Below are 17,239 nucleotides of genomic sequence, written 5' to 3' on the forward strand. Positions count from 1 at the left end.
CAAGGCAAAGCTGACGTGGTTTGAATTTGATTTTAGAAGAGTATTAGTCTTTTTCTCATTATATCACACAAAAGCAAAAAAACGAACTTTATTGCCTAAATAAAGTTCATTTTTTTAGTTTCTAGTCTAATTTTGGCTTGTAGAAGGAACGATTGTCCATAGCAAAGACTTTATTGGTCATTTCTCCCTCATCAACAAGGGCCAGAGCTGTTGTCATCATCATCATGCTGGCATCCAAATTATCAATCATATGAATAATTTCTGCTTCCATCACTCGAGGACGAACTGGACTACCATACTCAAGGAGACCATGATGACTGAGAATGACATGGCGAAGAAGTACAACTTCTTCTCTGGTATCATCAATGCCAAGTTCCATTACCGCTTTGGTAATTTCGCTATCAATCAGAGCGATATGACCGATAAGGTTTCCTCTTACTGTGTACTCTGTCTGGTCAGGACCTGTCAACTCAATAACCTTGGCCAGATCGTGCAACATAATCCCCGCGTAGAGCAAGCTCTTATTGAGTTGAGGATAAACATCTGCAATTGCTTCTGCTAAACGAACCATAGTAGCTGTATGATAAGCAAGACCTGTTTCAAAGGCATGATGGTTGGTCTTAGCAGCTGGATAGGAGTAGAATTCCTTGTCATACTTAGTGTAGAGATTCCGAACAATTCGCTGCCAAATTGGATTTTCAATTTTAAAAATCATCTGCGCCATATACTCACGAATCTCTTTGGCATCTACTGGAGATTTAACCTTGAAGTCCGCTGGGTCATTTGGTTCGCCAGGTTGTGGTAAGCGAAGGGTGATTTGATTAACCTGAGGCGTATTGTTGTACACTTCACGACGACCTTGCATATGGACTACTTTCCCTGCTGTAAAGGTTTCAACATTGTGGGGTTGAGCATCCCAGAGCTTCCCTTCGATTTCTCCACTATCATCTTGGAAGGTGAAGGCTAGGTAGTTTTTCCCAGCACGTGTCTGTCTCAGGTCAGCTGACTTGATCAGGTAAAAGCCTTCAAAAAGCTCATCTTTCTTCATGTGACTAATCTTCATATTCTTCCTCATCTTCTTGGATTTGTAGCAAATCAAGCGCAGGCTCACCTTCTGATAACTCAATGTGACGAAGCGTTCGCTCGATAGCTGTAGTACGACGGTTTAATAAATCATCAATATTGCCAGAGGCATGTTGGAGATGTTTTTGTGCCTTGACCAGAATCCCTCCAAACTTGCCAAATTCTGTTTTGACACTAGCTAGGGTTTTACTGATATGGTCAGCACTCTTTTGGATATTAAGAGTCTTGAAGCCAACTGATAAGGAGTTAAGAAGAGCCGACAAGGTACTTGGCCCTGCAACGATAATTTGCTCCTCTCGTCTCAAATCATCAAAGAAAATCGGATTGCGAACGATTTCCGAATAGAGACCTTCTGTCGGAACAAACAAGACTCCAAAATTAGTTGTCCGAGGTGGTGCCAGGTACTTACTCTTGATATCCTTGGCAAAACGCTTGACGCTTGCTAAGAGAGACTTACGGCAGCGCTCGATTTCATCCTTATCACCTGCTTCATAGGCTTCTTCCAGACGGTAATAATCCGCCAGAGGAAACTTAGAATCAATCGGGAGGTAGACATATTCCTGGTCACCTTGCCCTGGTAACTTGATGGCGTATTCCACACGTTCACTAGAGTTTTCAACCGTTGCAAATTCTCGTTCATACTGGGCAGGTGTCATGATATCTTCAATAATCTGTCCCAGTTGTAATTCACCTAGAATTCCTCGCGTTTTAGTCCCAGAAAGAACTTTATTTAGCGCACCGACATCTCGCGCAACAGTTTGCATTTCACCCAGACCTCGATTGACAGATTCCAGTTGTTTAGAAACCGTCTCAAAGGAGGCCTGCAAGCGTGTCTGCAAGGTCTTTTCTAGCTTTTCCTCGACCGTTTGGCGCATCTGTTCCAAGCGTTGCTCATTTGACTCCTGCAAGGCCTGTAGTCGTTGGTCAGTCTTATCTCTGGTTTGGAGAAGGTTTTCGTTCATCTCTTGGCGCACCTGTGTCAGACCCTGGTGCAATTCAATCCGCACCTCCTGCAAACGGTCACTGACAGCCACTTCAAGATTTTTTTGATCCAGCTGACTAGCTTGTCGAGCTTGTTCAAATCGATAATCTAGCTGGTCTGATAGGTTATCTGCCTGATCCTCCAAGCTCTTGGTCAGATATTTTTCCTGCTTGTCCTGCCTTTGCCAAATGAGAAAGAGGCCGGCTAGATTAGCAACTAATAAAACAACAAGTAAACTTTCCATCCTACCTCCTATCTTTGCTATGCAAGACGACCACATAGCCATCTGGGCAAGTCACTGACACTTCCCTATCTATATATTCGTTAGAAGCGTAAACTTTCTTAAAGAAAAAATTCTCCTCTGTCAGTTCATACTTGGCACCGAGTATTGTCAAACGACTATCCCTCACAGGCATAAAGGCCAAATAATCATAGTCCGAACGTGGTTCAAGTCGACTGATTCCTTCTGGACAGTAACGAATCAAATTTTGCCCATCCTCAATCTCTATTTGACGCATATAGGGCGCCAATTTAAGATTGCTGGGTAGAAAGACATTAGCTAACATATGGTCAATGCGACCACCTAGGGCACCAAAAATGGTGACCTGAGCTTGAGGACTTTTTTCAAAAATCGTTAAAAGCGCCAGTTCCAGATCGGTATCATCTTTTTCTGGCTGGGCTTGAACAAAATGATGGGCACGTTTTTGAATCAAATGACGTTCTTCTACAGTCACAGAATCAAAATCCCCAACGGCTAAAGCAAGAGGAAGTTTTTCCTCCAGTACCCAAAGTGAGCCTCGATCCACACCGACAAAGCAGTCAAAATCTGTCCGATAGTGACCGCGGTCTCCGCCTGCAAAAACTGCAACTCTAGTCCAGTTCTTTTCTGAGAGCTTGCACTCGTTCATTGACATCTCCCTTAAAGACATAAGATCCCGCTACAAAAACTGTTGCACCAGCTTCTTTGGCTTGAGCAATGGTCTGATCATCAATCCCACCATCCACTTCAATTTCAAAGTTCAAATCTTTTTCCTCACGAAGGGAAACCAATTCACGTATCTTATCCATGGTTTCTGGCAGAAATGCTTGTCCGCCGAAACCTGGGTTTACGGTCATGACCAAGACTTGATCAACTAAGTGAAGCACGTGCTTGATAGACTCAACAGGCGTACCAGGGTTAATGACAACAGAAGGCTTCACTCCCAAAGAACGAATCTTTTGAAGAGCGCCATGGATATGAGGTGTTGCTTCTGCATGGATGCTGATAATATCCGCTCCTGCACGCGCAAAATCTTCTAAATGATGTTCGGGATTTGATACCATCAAGTGGCAATCAAAGACCATCTTGCTGTGGGGACGAAGAGCCTCGACCACACCTGCACCAAAACTAATTTGTGGCACAAAATGACCATCCATGATATCGATATGGGCGTATTCTGCCCCGGTTGCCTCTAGGCGTTTAATTTCACGTTCAAAGTTGGCATAATCTGCTGCCAGAATTGACGGAGCAATCTTGTATTGAGACATAGGCTTCTCCTTATTTTGGAATTTTTTTGCTGACTTTTTTATAAGTTTCTCTACGATTTTCAATCTCACTGAGGAATTGCAAATAGTTGTCAAAACGGAAGGTAGCAATGATGCCCTCTTCTACTGCAGGTTTAACCGCGCAAGAAGGCTCATGGGTATGAGTACATGTACGGAACTTGCAGTCTCGACTGACACTAGCAATTTCTGGAAAGGCTTGATTAAGGTCTTCTGCTGTTGTCACTTCATAATCTAGCGATGAAAATCCTGGAGTATCTGCGATTTTACCACCATTGAGATTGTAAAAACTAACAGCTCGAGTAGTATGGCGACCGCGACCCAGACTGTCTGAGATTTCTCCTGTTTCAAGATTAAGGTCAGGTGCGATTTTATTGAGGAGAGTTGACTTTCCAACACCCGTCTGCCCCATAAAGACCGTAACCTTGCCTGTCAACAAGGGTAAAAGTTCTTCTTTACTCGTCACAAAATCGTAACCAATAGCATCATAGGTTTTCTCGTAGAAATCCAGTTCTCTCTTATCCTCTAGTAAGTCCATTTTGGAAATATAGACAATAGGGTGAATGCCCTTGTGCTCCAAAAGGACCAAGAAGCGATCCAGCAAGTTGCTATTAAAGTCAGGTTCTTTAACAGACATGATAACCACAGCTTGGTCAATATTGACAATGGGTGGGCGAACCAGACTATTTTTTCGTTCATGAATCTTGAGAATATAACCTTCGGAATTTTCCTCCGCAGAAAAATCTACCCAATCTCCAACATAGGGCGTATGCCCCTTTTTACGGAAATTTCCACGCGCACGTGTTTGATAAACCTGACCATCACTTTCCACATAGTAGAAGCCGGCCAAAGCTTTAATGATTTGTCCTTGCATCTTAGAGTCCTTGTCCTTTAAGCGCATCTGCTAGACTGGCAAATTCTTCTAAGCCAAGAGCTTCACCGCGTACACTTGGGGATAGTCCGGCCTGGTCCAAAGCCCTAGTCAACTTATCCTTAACTTCCTCAGTCTTGCCAAAGTAACCTGTCAAGTTATTCCACAAGGTCTTACGACGATGGGTGAAACTAGCCTTGGAAACCTTAAAGAAGAAGTTCTCATCTTTTACTGCTACAACCGGTTCTGGACGACGTACCATTTTCAGGATAGCTGAATCCACATTTGGTGCTGGCACAAAGACCGTACGAGGTACAATAAAGGCAACCTTAGCTGTCATGTAATACTGAACGGCAATCGACAAGCTACCGTAAGCCTTGGTATTTGGCTTAGCAGAGATACGATCCGCCACTTCTCTTTGCATCATGACCACAAACTCACTAAAAGGAATCCCACTTTCGATCAAGTGCATGAGAATAGGTGTCGTGATGTAATAAGGCAAGTTTGCCACTACCTTGATGGGCAAGTCAGGATTTTTGAAATTCTGGATATGTTGCGCTAGGTCAACTTTTAGAATGTCCTCGTTGACTACGGTCACATTGTCAAAATCCCGCAAGGTATCCGCTAGGATTGGTACCAAGCGATGGTCAATCTCAAAGGCCATAACTTCAGCTGCACGCTCAGCCAAAAATTCCGTCAAGGCACCAATACCCGGCCCGATCTCAATGACATTGACCTGGTCATCAATCTCAGCCGTATCCACAATTTTTTGAAGGATATTGGTATCCGTCAGGAAATTTTGCCCGAAGGACTTTTTAAAGGTAAAACCGTGACGCTCCAGCACTGCCTTGGTCACGCTATAATCTGCAATTCTCATTTATTCTCTTTTCTATTTATTAGCTAAAAATAATATATAAAACCCACATAATTCCTAGTGCCAACAAAATCCAAAACACTAAAAGAACACGAGGCTTGTTCCCTTTTGAATCAGATCCAGTCATATCAAGCACTTTCTTATCTTCTTGGGGGTTCGTTTTCTTCAGTTCATCCTGATAGGCAACCGAATCTAGAATATTGTCTTCTGGCAATAATTCTGAAGCATAATAATCAGGAAAGCCCATAGCAAGACCAATTAAGTTCTCTTCTGTCAAAGAAAAATCTAAATCTTTGGGTTGATTTTCCCGAATAGCCCGGATATTTTTTAACAGTTTATCAGAAACAACAGACACTTGGTCCATAAAAACAACATCTAAAAGATCAAATCCGAGCACATCACCGTCTTTGACGTTTGCAAGAATATAACGGACAAAGTCATCATATAGTTGCACGGATTGCGGGGCATTCTCTTCTAAAAAAGATCGGTTTTTGAGGGCATTCTGTTGGAATTTTTCAATAGAAAGCAAGATATCTACATTCTGCTCTTGGTAAAATCTTTCTGCTTGCTCTTCATCTTCTTCGAGTTTTTCTGCTGTTTTCCAGAGAGCAATCGGAGCTTTTAAATCTTCTTCATCCCAAAACAATTGCCAAAAATAGGGTATTGTGTAGATGCCTTCTGTTAAGATACGAGCTTCATTTCCGTTTTTTAAGTAAATATAACTTCTATTTGCCATATCATTTCCTTTCACAATCTTTGAAAAAGGTTAGTGGTTCAAGTAGGATGTAGATAAAACCATATAGTTTCCCAATGTAAAGAAACTCTCTAATCTTTAGCTCTGCCTTCTAGTTCCTCGCCAAGCTTTTGCATCTCTTTAAAAGCTGTTAGACTAACATAGGCACCCGCTTCATAATACTCCGTTGGATTAATGGCATAGTCAAAAATTTCAATCATGCCTCCTGCTTCTTCAATCATGCCATTCCATTTTTCGTCAAAGACCATTCGCAGGCGTTTCCAATCAGTAAATACCGGCACAGAGTTTCGCCCATCTTTTCCTTCTTTAACTGGAATGTTGAAACTAGAATCTTTTTCTAAAACGAAGGAATTTCCTTCCTGACTATCGCCCTTAAATTCCGAAGCCGCATCTAGAGGAATTAGGAATTTAGCTTTCGGTATAGCTTCTGAAAAGAACTTATAATAGAGCTTATAAATTACTTCTTCATCTTCTGTCGTCGGGCTATCCAATTGTCCCATCAACAGCATCCATCTTACCAAGTCAGGATTCATTACAGGAACTTGTATTTCTGGCAAATTAGAATAATCTGGTTTTTGAACCAAAGCCGAGGCACTGATGCTGACTTCCTTGGAATTAAAGATTGCTCCCAAGGCACCATTTAAGTAAAAGGCTATTCCAAGGAAATTCTCAATCCCTTTTTTATCTTCCGTATTTTCAATCAGTTTTACGACAGAGTTTGGTCGACTATCAATGGTTTCATTGAATTGGCGATACCAAGATGGCGTCAAAAGCATGATCATGGGATCCGTACAGAGATACCCCTCTTCTCCCCTATCATAGGTCGTTGAGAAAAGATAGGGTTCGCCTGTTTTTTCCGAATAAACAGCATAAACTGCATCTGCTGCTAAGAGCTTATCTTTAACGATTTCCGCTAGGCGTTCCAACTTACGAGTGTTGGCTTGATAGCTTTCTTCACTTTCAGTTTCCTGATTTTGACGGCATTTCCATAAAAAGAGACGTAAAATCTCTACGCTGTCATCAAGGCTAGCTGCCAAATAGTCTTCATTAGTCAATTGACCTTCTTGGATGGCTACAAAAGCACGATACAGAGCATCTGAATAGCTTGATAATTTTTGCTCTTCCTCAACACCTGAACTAAAGAGCACACTTCCTTTTTTCAATTTATCCAAAGAAGGAAGCCTATCAACCACTAGATGCGCGAGAACTTCATCAGTAAGACTATCTGCATCTTTGTTTTGACTGCTAAGTTTTTTAACCTCTACAGTACCAAGAGCATCCATTCCTTGGTCAGGATTGCAAAACTGCAACTGATCCCCAACCTTGAGAGTCCCTTCTAAACTCCCAACAATCAATAATTGATTCGTTTCCTTCATTGGGAACAAATCTAAAACTCCAATACATGCATTGTTTTTAGATTCTTCTCTTTCTTTCTGTGCTTCAGCTATTTCAGTTGCCTCTGCAGTTTCCGTCTTTTTTAAAAAATCAAAGATTCCCATAACTTTTCCTCATTAACTCCACACAAGGCTAATCCTGTGGAGCACTTTTCTAATGCTTGCTATCAAGCCTGATTAAACCGTATATGATTACTTCTATTGTATCATATTCCCCCTACATTTTGGGACGGTTTCTCAATTCTCATACGATTTCATGGCATCTTCAACTTCAGCTAGACTGATGCCAAATAATTCTAAACGCTTGAGAAGTTGTTTACCATTGGAATAACCGATACGAAGATTCTCTCCTAGATATTCTCTGCGTTTTCGGCTGTCTGCTCCAGCTAGAAAACCAAGGCGGATCAAGTCACTACGGCTAATATCAAAGTCACTTTCTACTTCAAATTGCTCTGTTACTTGAGCCAGTGCTGTTTTCAAGTCTTCATAACTGGCATGTTCGATTCCTAGGGAACGTCCCTTGGTCTTGGACTTGGGAACAGCTTCATCACGTTTGAGAAAGGCGTGCTGAACTGTCGGAATGGCCGTCATAATCATCCGACGAATGCGCTCTCCATTAAAATCAGGATCTGTAAAGACAATCACCCCATGACGTTCGTGTAGACGTTGGATTCGTCCAAAATCTTCTTCATTGATAGCCGATCCGCGAGTCTCATAGGTCTCAACGTCAAAGTAACGTTTGAGATTGGCCGTATCATCACGTCCTTCGACTACGATGACTTGGGAAATTTTCTCTTTCATGATTTACGTTCCAATCCAAAGATTCGTTCTGCATTAGCACTTGTCGCAGCAGCCAATTCTTCTGTCGTCATGCCACGCAAGTCGGCTATAAAGTCCACTACATAGCGCGTGTAAGCTGTCTTATTTTCACGCCCACGCTTGGGTACTGGGGCTAAATAAGGCGCATCCGTTTCTACCAAAATCTTATCCAAAGGTAACTCTTTGGCTGCTTCCTGAATGTCTGTTGCTTTTTTAAAGGTCACCACTCCAGAAAAGGAAATGGTCATGCCAAGCTCCACAAACTTCTCGGCCCACTCCAGAGAACCTGAGAAGGAATGCATGATGCCGCCACGTGGACCAACTCCCTCACTCTTAATAATTTCATAGGTATCTTCGAGCGCATCACGTGTGTGAACCACAAAAGGAAAGTCCAGTTCCTTAGATAGCTGAATCTGACGACGGAAAACTTGCTCCTGCACTTCTTTAGGAGCTGTCATCCAGTGATAGTCTAAACCAATCTCACCCAAGGCAACCACTTTAGGATGTTTTAGTTTTTCCAGTAAGTAATTCTCAACTTCCCTTGTATAGGCCCCTGCTTCTGTCGGATGCCAACCAATAGTCGCATAGAGTTGATCGTACTTATCTGCTAGTTCTAGCGCCCGCTCAATAGTCGGTTTGTCAAAACCAACAATATTCATCCGAGTTACACCCATTTCAGCCGCTAAGGCAAGTTCTTCTTCTTCGCGTCCCAAAAATTCTTCCACATTCAAGTGGGTATGAGTATCAAAAATCATTTATATTCCCTCGTTTTTTCTACCTTCTATTATACCAAAAAACTGCTCTCATCCTTATAGGAAAAAATATTTTAAAATCACTCACTTTTTCTTGACGACTTATTTTCATAGCAGTATAATAACTCTTGTTGAAATTTTCAGAAAAGGAAAGAAAATGTTTACGAAATTAAAATATACCTTTATTGGTCGTCCCCTTAAGTCCTTGACTGAAGGCGAGGGAGGACTACTTGGAAAAACACAGGCACTTGCAATGCTCTCAAGCGATGCCCTTTCATCTATCGCCTATGGACCTGAGCAGGTCGTCCTTGTCTTGGCTAGCCTATCTCCACTTGCTATTTGGTGGAGTCTCCCTATCGGCATTTTTGTCCTCTTGCTACTTGCTAGTCTAACCATTTCTTACCGACAAATCATTCACGCCTACCCTCAAGGTGGGGGTGCCTATATGGTAACACGAGAAAATCTTTCTCCTGAGCTCGGTTTGATTGCCGGTGGAAGCTTGCTTGTTGACTATATGCTAACAGTAGCCGTATCCGTGGCTGCAGGAGCTGATGCGATCACAGCAGCACTGCCTGCCCTCCACCCCTACAACCTCCACATCTCCATTTTTTTGGTCTGTTTACTCATGCTTTTGAATCTGCGAGGCTTGAGGGAATCTGCTAGTTCTCTGATGATCCCTGTCTATCTCTTTATCTTTAGCACGGTCTTCCTCTTATTGTTTGGTATCTTCCAACTATTGACTGGTTCTCTCAGCTATCATGCAACTTCTGCAATTGGTCAAACTGTCCCAAGTCTCTCAATCGTCCTGATTTTAAGAGCCTTTACCAGCGGTTCAGCTTCACTAACTGGAGTTGAAGCTATCTCAAATGCTGTTCCATTTTTCAAGACTCCCAAAGAGAAAAACGCAGCCCAAACGCTTACTATCATGTCTCTTATTCTTGGATTTCTCTTTGCAGGGATTACCTTCTTAAATTACTGGATGGGAATTACACCTCAACACGGAGAAACAATCCTCTCACAAATGGCTAAAGGAATTTTAGGGGATTCAGCTCTCGGTCAGATTGTTTATTATCTCTTCCAATTTTCAACTGCCCTAATCCTAGCCGTAGCTGCAAATACTGGTTTTTCTGCCTTTCCAATGTTGGCTTACAATATGGCTAAAAACAAGTACATGCCCCATCTTTTTATGGAAAAAGGAGATCGCCTAGGTTACTCAAACGGTATCCTAACCTTGGCCTTTGGCGCTATGATCCTTCTGCTCATTTTTAACGGAAATACAGAACGCTTGATCCCTCTCTATACTATTGGAGTTTTTGTTCCTTTTGCACTTTCTCAAACAGGGATGATTCGCCACTGGAAAAAAGAAAAAGGTTCTCATTTCTTAAAATCTGCCTTTGCAAATATCCTCGGTGCCATCATTTGTTATGCTATCGTTCTTATCTTACTCTTCTTCAGACTTGGAGATATCTGGCCCTTCTTCCCAATTATCCTAGTCTTAACCTTCCTCTTTTTGTCTATCCACAGTCATTACCAAAAAGTGGCCAAACAGCTTCGACTTTATGAAGGAATTCAAAAGAAAACCTACGATGGCAATGTCGTCCTTGTCTTAGTAGGAAATGTCACTCGAGTCAGCGTCGGAGCGATTAATTACGCGCAAAGTATTGGAGATGAGGTTTTGGCGATGCACATTTCCACCAAGGAAACTGAGGAAAAAGACCAAGAAATCCTCCAAGAATTTGCCGACTACTTCCCAAATATCACTCTAAAAAACATTAATACTAGCTATCGCGATATCATCACACCTACAGTTCGCTATGTTCGTAAAATCTCTCAAGAAGCCAAGAAAAAGAACTACACAGTCACAGTTCTAGTACCCCAATTTATCCCTAACAAACCTTGGCAAAATATCCTACACAATCAAATGAGCCTCAAATTAAAATATGCTCTCAGATGGCACGAAGATGTCGTCGTTGCCAGCTATTCATATCATTTGAAAGAATAAAGAAAAGCTCAAAATCAGAAATTCACCTTCTGATTTTGAGCTTTTTTCTATATGTTGTCTTTCCAATACATCTGCTGAAGTTTTTATTCTAAAAAAGGTATTTTAGAAAATTCACTTTTTTAGGCAACAGAAAAGCCAGTAGACTCGAGTTCCTACTGACTTCTTTGTTGAATTCGTTTGGATTATGCAGCCAAAACTTTGCGTCCTTTACGACGACGAGCTGCCAATACGCGACGACCGTTTTTAGTTGACATACGGTTACGGAATCCGTGTTTGCGCGCACGACGTAGTTTACTTGGTTGATAAGTACGTTTCACGATGAATACCTCCTCATAGATTTTGTATTCGTTTAGCCGGCTATAAAGTGATCAGTTACTAAACATACTTTACTATTCTATCTGATTCTTTCGCATTTGTCAATAGCTCTGGCAAATGTTTCCAGCTTTTTTGCTATGAAAGCCTTATCTACGATACTGCTTCAAGAAACGTGTCATCTTTTCTTGGATTTGGGCTAACTCATCTACGCGTGGCAGATAAACGATACGGAAGTGATCTGGTTCTTTCCAGTTAAAGCCTCGTCCGTGAACCAAAAGTACTTTTTCTTGTTTCAAGAAATCAAGGACAAACTGTTCATCATCATCGATACGGTACATATTGCGGTCAATTTTAGGGAAGATATAAAGACCCGCTTTAGGTTTAACCGCAGACAAACCTGGGATATCTTGAATGGCATTATAAATGAAGTTTCTTTGCTCGTAGATACGACCACCTGGTAAGAGTAATTCGTCCACCGATTGGTGACCACCTAGTGAAGTTTGAACAACCTGTTGAGCCAAGACGTTGGAACAAAGGCGCATGTTTGAAAGCATGTTGAGACCTTCAATATAGCCCTTTACATGATGTTTAGGCCCAGACAAGACCATCCAACCTACACGGAAACCAGCGATGCGGTGAGATTTAGACAGACCATTCATGCTGACACAGAAAAGGTCTGGAGCCAAACTTGCTACTGGTGTGTGGACATTGCCGTCCATAACCATACGGTCGTAAATTTCATCCGCAAAGATAATCAAGTCATTTTGACGAGCAATCTCAATAATATCTAACAAGAGCTCTTTGGGATAGAGGGCTCCCGTTGGATTATTTGGATTGATCAAAACGATAGCCTTAGTATTTGAACTAATCTTAGACTTAATGTCATCTAGGTCTGGATACCATTCAGCTTCTTCATCACAGACGTAGTGAACGGCATTTCCTCCAGCCAAGCTAACTGCAGCTGTCCAAAGTGGGTAGTCAGGCATTGGAACCAAGACTTCATCGCCATTGTCCAAGAGACCTTGCATGGACATAACAATTAGCTCACTAACACCATTTCCAAGATAGATATCATCAATACCTACATTTGGGAATTTTTTGAGCTGACAGTACTGCATAATAGCTTTGCGGGCTGAAAAGATACCTTTTGAATCTGAATAACCTTCACTATCACGCGCATTCATAATCAAATCATGGATAACCTCATCTGGTGCGGTAAAACCAAACTCAGCTGGGTTCCCTGTATTCAAACGGAGGATTTTTTCTCCATTTGCTCGCATACGCATGGCTTCCTCAAGAACTGGTCCACGAATATCATAAGCCACATGCTCTAATTTGATTGATTTGTTAAATTCTTTCATTTGATTTCCTCAATTCATCAGGATAGTTAATATTATACCACTTGATAGAAAAATCGTAAATCGCCCACTACTATTCCACAAAAAAACCTTGCTTAACGCAAGGTAAACAGAGCAAGGTCGATTTCTTTCTATTTTTGGGAGAAGAAAGAGAAAAATATGCACCTCTAGTAAGATATACATCTAAATCTAAAGTCTCGCATATAAACTTCGAATCGAAAACGAAGGCATCGTTATGGATGATAGTTGCATGAACTCATGAATTTCTTCCTGTGTCCAGCAAAACGCAAAGAAAAAATAAGTCGACTCAACAAACAACATAGACGATGTCTGGGCTAATTCGAGTCTGTTTGTAAAGAATTTTACCATATCACTGACTTCTTTTCCCTGCCCTGTCACTTAGTATTATACACTAAAACTTTTGCATTTTCAAATAAGTATATATAAAAATTGCTTTTTTTAAAAGGGATTCCTAAAAGTATCCTTTCTCATACATTTAATAGATTTTACTATGTTCATAAAAAAGAGAGAACCAGGTGATTCTCTCAGATTTTACTTCTACAAATATCTAGAAGGAAATTTAATTTCGCCAGATTATTTCGCAATTTCTTCCAACATTTTTTCAATGTGTTGGATTGATTTTTCACGTCCAAGCAAGTAGATGGTATCTGGCAATTCAGGACCATGCATTTCACCTGAAACAGCGATACGGATTGGCATGAAGAGGTTTTTCCCTTTGATACCAGTTTCTTTTTGGACTGCTTTGATTTGTGGGAAGATATTTTCTACCACAAACTCATCGTCTGACATGGCTTCAAGTTTTGCTTTGAAGGCTTCAAGTACAGTTGGCACCGTTTCACCAGCCATGACTTCTCGTTCAGCTTCTGTCAATTCTGGGAAGTCTGAGAAGAAGAGGTCTGTCAATGGAACGATTTCGTCCACTGACTTCATTTGTGGTTTGTAGAGTTCCACCAATTTTTTAGCCTTGTCTGTCAAACGTCCTGCTTCTTCAAGGAATGGTTTTGCCATTTCAAAGATAGTCTCAAGATCCGCATTCTTAATGTACTCATTGCTCATCCAGTCCATTTTCTTTTGGTCGAAGGCTGCTGGAGACTTGCTGAGACGGTTTTCATCAAAGAGCTTGATGAGTTCTTCACGAGAGAAGATTTCGTCTTCTCCACCAGGATTCCAACCAAGAAGGGCGATAAAGTTAAAGACTGCTTCTGGAAGGTAACCTTTCTTACGATAGTCTTCGATGAACTGAAGAGTATTGGTATCACGTTTAGACAACTTCTTACCAGTTTCAGAGTTGATAATCAAGGTCATATGACCAAATTCTGGCGCTTCCCATCCGAGTGCTTCATAAACCATAAGCTGTTTTGGTGTGTTAGCAATGTGGTCGTCTCCACGAATGACGTGAGAGATTTGCATGTCGTGGTCATCGATCACAACGGCAAAGTTGTAAGTTGGGTAGCCATCTTTCTTTTGGATAACCCAGTCCCCACCGATATTGCCACCTTCAAATTCGATATCGCCTTTAACCATATCATGCCATTTGTAGATACCAGACTCATTGACTGCTAAACGAACCGTTGGAATGATACCAGCTGCTTCACGTTCTGCGATGTAAGCTGCTTTCTCCTCTTCACTCATACCAAGGTATTCATTGATGTAGCGAGGTGTTTCACCGGCTGCTTCTTGGCGTTCACGTTCAGCCGCCAACTCTTCTTCAGTGACGTAAGATTTGTAGGCTTTCCCTTCAGCAAGCAATTGGTCGATATATTTTTGATAGAGTTCCAAACGCTCTGATTGGCGGTAGTTTTCATGAGTCTCTGGACTTTCATCCCAATCCATGCCCAACCAACGAAGGTTTTCAAGCTGTGAACGTTCTCCGTCTTCGACGTGGCGCTTACGGTCAGTATCTTCGATACGAATGATAAAAGTTCCACCATGATGGCGTGCATACAAGTAGTTAAACAATGCTGTACGGGCATTTCCGATGTGTAGTAGTCCAGTTGGACTTGGTGCATAACGCACACGAATATCTTTTGACATATCTTCTCCTATAAAGTCTCTAGGCGTCTGCCTTTTTGCTCTCTATATTATATCACAAGTCTTGCCAGAGTCCAATTTCTCTTTTCGAGAAAAAGCAAAAAGAGTGGTAAAACCACTCTTTTCAGCTCTATTATAGACGAGCGTTGAGTTCTTTGCTCAATTCTTCAAATCCTGGTTTACCAAGAAGGGCAAACATATTGCGTTTGTATGCTTCAACACCTGGTTGGTCAAATGGGTTAATCGCATTCAAGTAACCTGAAAGGGCAATGGCCAATTCGAAGAAGTAGATTGTGTAGCCAAGAGTGAAGGCATCTTGCTCAGGAAGAGTCACATACATGTTTGGTACGTCACCGTCAGTGTGGGCAAGAAGAACACCGTCAGTCGCTTTTTTGTTAACGAAGTCAACGTCTTTTCCTTGAAGGTATCCAAGTCCGTCAAGGTCTTCTTCCAAAGTAGGGATGATCACGTTCTTACGAGGTTTGTCAACACGGACAACTGTTTCAAACATGATACGAGTTCCTTCTTGGATAAATTGACCCAATGAGTGCAAGTCTGTTGAGAAGTTAGCTGAAGTTGGGTAAATACCTTTTTGGTCTTTCCCTTCTGACTCACCAGCCAATTGTTTCCACCATTCTGAGAAGTATTGAAGTGATGGCTCGTAGTTTACCAAGATTTCAGTTGCATAGCCTTTACGGTAAAGGATGTTACGCACTGCAGCATATTGGTAAGCTTCGTTTTCTGAAAGTTTGTCTGAAGTGTAATCTTTACGAGCTGCGTTAGCACCTTCCATAAGGGCTTTGATGTCTGCACCTGATGCAGCAATTGGAAGCAATCCAACTGCTGTCAATACTGAGAAGCGTCCACCGATATCGTCTGGAACTACAAACGTTTCCCAACCGTTAGCATCTGCTTCAACTTTAACAGCACCTTTTTGGCGGTCAGTAGTTGCGTAGATACGTTTGTTAGCTTCTTCTTGACCGTATTTCTTAACCAAGAGTTCTTTAAAGACACGGAAAGCGATGGCTGGTTCAGTTGTTGTACCAGATTTAGAAATCACGTTCACTGAGAAGTCTTTATCTGAAACATACTCTACCAAGTCAGCAAGGTAAGTTGATGAGATTGAGTTTCCAGCGTAAAGGATTTGTGGCGCTTTGCGTTCTTCTTTTGTTTGCAAGTTTGCAAAATGGTGGTTCAAGAAGTCAATGGCTGCTTTCGCTCCAAGGTATGATCCACCGATACCGATCACGACCAAAACATCGCTGTCTGATTTGATTTGCTCAGCAGCTTTCAAGATGCGGTCAAATTCTTCGCGGTCGTAGTTTTCAGGAAGGTCCAACCAACCCAAGAAGTCGCTACCAGCACCAGTTCCTTTACGGATCAATTCGTCTGCTGCTGTAACTTGTGCTTGCATGTACTCCACTTCATGTGGTGCAACAAATTTGTCTAATACTTTTGAATAATCAAATTTAATATGTGACATAGTATTCCTCCAAAATTTCTTCTTTTCTATCATAACGCTTACTAACAATTTTTTCAAGTTTTTATACTAAAAATTTCCAATTTTTATCACAATTCAAACGTTTGCGTAAAAATACAACTCTATAAATATTCGTAAACAACGAATAAAAAAACGACTAGGCTTCTAGTCGTTACAATTCATTCAATAAATACTCAAATAATTCTAAGTTGCCATCTTCTTCATTGACCAGAAATTCTGGATGCCACTGGAGACCAATAATACGGTGTTCATCAATGGATTCAATTGCTTCAACAGTTTGGTCACGTGGATCCACAGCCGTCACACGAAAATTTGGAGCTAAGTCTTTAATGCTCTGACGGTGGACTGAATTAACTTGACTTTCTTTACCAAACAATTTTGACACAACACTTCCATCAACTGTCTCAATAGAATGTGAAGTCCCAAAAGGTAGGCCTTGCCAATGACCTTCAATCTCCTGATTGAGCGTACCACCAAAGGCAACGTTAACTAGCTGGACACCACGGCAAATGGCTAAAATTGGTTTGTTCTGACGTAGGGCCTCTTGTAGAAGAGCTAGCTCAAACTCATCTCGAGCTAGGTTATAATCATCGCTATCAATCGTTTTTTCCTCACCATAAAACTGAGGATGGACATTTTGCCCTCCAGTCAAGATAAGCTTGTCAATCATTTCTACGTAGTCATGGACAACTGACTCATCACCAACTGGAATCACCAAAGGAAGTCCGCCAACCTGACGAATACTCTCAGCGAATTTACAAGAAACAGATGAATGAATATTTTTTCCTTCTGCGTCCACGGGACATAGATTTGCTGCAACTCCAACAACCGTTCTTGCCATTACTGATTTCCTTTCGTTTTCCATTGATAATCTTATCTTACCATCCTTCCCCACTCCTGTCTAATATGTATTTTTTAAGTCCGTGATAAAATTTTTTTA

General features: G+C 41.5%; 16 protein-coding genes. 1 reads left to right on the forward strand and 15 read right to left on the reverse strand.

The window, feature by feature from the left end; genetic code table 11:
* Positions 1-121 precede the first annotated feature (121 nt).
* The 10 genes from HMPREF2795_RS04270 to HMPREF2795_RS04315 all read right to left on the reverse strand — a co-directional run bounded on the left by HMPREF2795_RS04270 (position 122) and on the right by HMPREF2795_RS04315 (position 9,074).
* Positions 122-1,063 carry a 3'-5' exoribonuclease YhaM family protein gene (locus tag HMPREF2795_RS04270; RefSeq protein ID WP_049502932.1) on the reverse strand — a complete coding sequence of 314 codons (942 nt, stop codon included), beginning with the start codon at positions 1,061-1,063 and terminating at the stop codon, positions 122-124.
* A complete protein-coding gene (gene rmuC, locus HMPREF2795_RS04275; RefSeq protein ID WP_075228311.1) occupies positions 1,053-2,309 on the reverse strand; it encodes a DNA recombination protein RmuC in 1,257 nt (418 codons plus the stop codon). Before rmuC ends, HMPREF2795_RS04270 begins: the two co-directional genes overlap by 11 nt.
* A gap of 1 nt (position 2,310) precedes the next feature.
* On the reverse strand, positions 2,311-2,973 hold the full coding sequence (locus tag HMPREF2795_RS04280) for a thiamine diphosphokinase (RefSeq protein WP_075228312.1): 663 nt from the start codon (positions 2,971-2,973) through the stop codon (positions 2,311-2,313).
* Entirely contained in the window at positions 2,936-3,592 is a 657-nt protein-coding gene (gene rpe / locus HMPREF2795_RS04285; protein ID WP_075228313.1) for a ribulose-phosphate 3-epimerase, read from the reverse strand. The genes HMPREF2795_RS04280 and rpe overlap by 38 nt, the downstream gene beginning before the upstream one ends.
* Positions 3,593-3,602: 10 nt before the next feature.
* Positions 3,603-4,481, reverse strand: coding sequence for a ribosome small subunit-dependent GTPase A (rsgA, locus tag HMPREF2795_RS04290; RefSeq protein WP_075228314.1), 879 nt, complete (start codon positions 4,479-4,481; stop codon positions 3,603-3,605).
* A gap of 1 nt (position 4,482) precedes the next feature.
* Positions 4,483-5,355: a 16S rRNA (adenine(1518)-N(6)/adenine(1519)-N(6))-dimethyltransferase RsmA gene (gene rsmA, locus HMPREF2795_RS04295; RefSeq protein WP_075228315.1), complete on the reverse strand. Its 873-nt coding sequence runs from the start codon at positions 5,353-5,355 to the stop codon at positions 4,483-4,485.
* 19 nt (positions 5,356-5,374) lie between these two features.
* A complete protein-coding gene (locus HMPREF2795_RS04300) occupies positions 5,375-6,088 on the reverse strand; it encodes a dimethyladenosine transferase (protein WP_075228316.1) in 714 nt (237 codons plus the stop codon).
* 89 nt (positions 6,089-6,177) lie between these two features.
* The gene (locus tag HMPREF2795_RS04305; protein WP_075228317.1) at positions 6,178-7,605 is read right to left on the reverse strand and encodes an SseB family protein; all 1,428 of its coding nucleotides are present in this window, start codon (positions 7,603-7,605) and stop codon (positions 6,178-6,180) included.
* Positions 7,606-7,737: 132 nt separating this feature from the next.
* Positions 7,738-8,301: a ribonuclease M5 gene (gene rnmV / locus HMPREF2795_RS04310; protein WP_075228318.1), complete on the reverse strand. Its 564-nt coding sequence runs from the start codon at positions 8,299-8,301 to the stop codon at positions 7,738-7,740.
* Positions 8,298-9,074: a TatD family hydrolase gene (locus HMPREF2795_RS04315; RefSeq protein ID WP_075228319.1), complete on the reverse strand. Its 777-nt coding sequence runs from the start codon at positions 9,072-9,074 to the stop codon at positions 8,298-8,300. The genes rnmV and HMPREF2795_RS04315 overlap by 4 nt, the downstream gene beginning before the upstream one ends.
* A gap of 154 nt (positions 9,075-9,228) precedes the next feature.
* On the opposite strand from HMPREF2795_RS04315, the gene HMPREF2795_RS04320 reads away from it, so the two are divergent.
* Complete coding sequence (locus HMPREF2795_RS04320) at positions 9,229-11,073, forward strand: APC family permease (protein ID WP_060956227.1); 1,845 nt, start codon at positions 9,229-9,231, stop codon at positions 11,071-11,073.
* A gap of 182 nt (positions 11,074-11,255) precedes the next feature.
* Here HMPREF2795_RS04320 and rpmH read toward each other — a convergent pair whose 3' ends face one another.
* The 5 genes from rpmH to HMPREF2795_RS04345 form a co-directional block, all read right to left on the reverse strand.
* Positions 11,256-11,390, reverse strand: a complete 135-nt coding sequence (rpmH, locus tag HMPREF2795_RS04325; protein WP_000831905.1) for a 50S ribosomal protein L34 — start codon at positions 11,388-11,390, stop codon at positions 11,256-11,258.
* A gap of 144 nt (positions 11,391-11,534) precedes the next feature.
* Complete coding sequence (locus HMPREF2795_RS04330; RefSeq protein WP_045762715.1) at positions 11,535-12,749, reverse strand: pyridoxal phosphate-dependent aminotransferase; 1,215 nt, start codon at positions 12,747-12,749, stop codon at positions 11,535-11,537.
* A 591-nt stretch (positions 12,750-13,340) separates the two neighbouring features.
* Positions 13,341-14,801, reverse strand: a complete 1,461-nt coding sequence (gltX, locus tag HMPREF2795_RS04335; RefSeq protein ID WP_075228320.1) for a glutamate--tRNA ligase — start codon at positions 14,799-14,801, stop codon at positions 13,341-13,343.
* A 130-nt stretch (positions 14,802-14,931) separates the two neighbouring features.
* Positions 14,932-16,281: a glucose-6-phosphate isomerase gene (locus HMPREF2795_RS04340; RefSeq protein WP_000018249.1), complete on the reverse strand. Its 1,350-nt coding sequence runs from the start codon at positions 16,279-16,281 to the stop codon at positions 14,932-14,934.
* 169 nt (positions 16,282-16,450) lie between these two features.
* Complete coding sequence (locus tag HMPREF2795_RS04345) at positions 16,451-17,140, reverse strand: gamma-glutamyl-gamma-aminobutyrate hydrolase family protein (protein WP_045614750.1); 690 nt, start codon at positions 17,138-17,140, stop codon at positions 16,451-16,453.
* Positions 17,141-17,239: the final 99 nt, after the last annotated feature.

The sequence above is a fragment of the Streptococcus sp. HMSC056C01 genome (assembly GCF_001811305.1).
In the GTDB taxonomy this organism is placed as follows: domain Bacteria; phylum Bacillota; class Bacilli; order Lactobacillales; family Streptococcaceae; genus Streptococcus.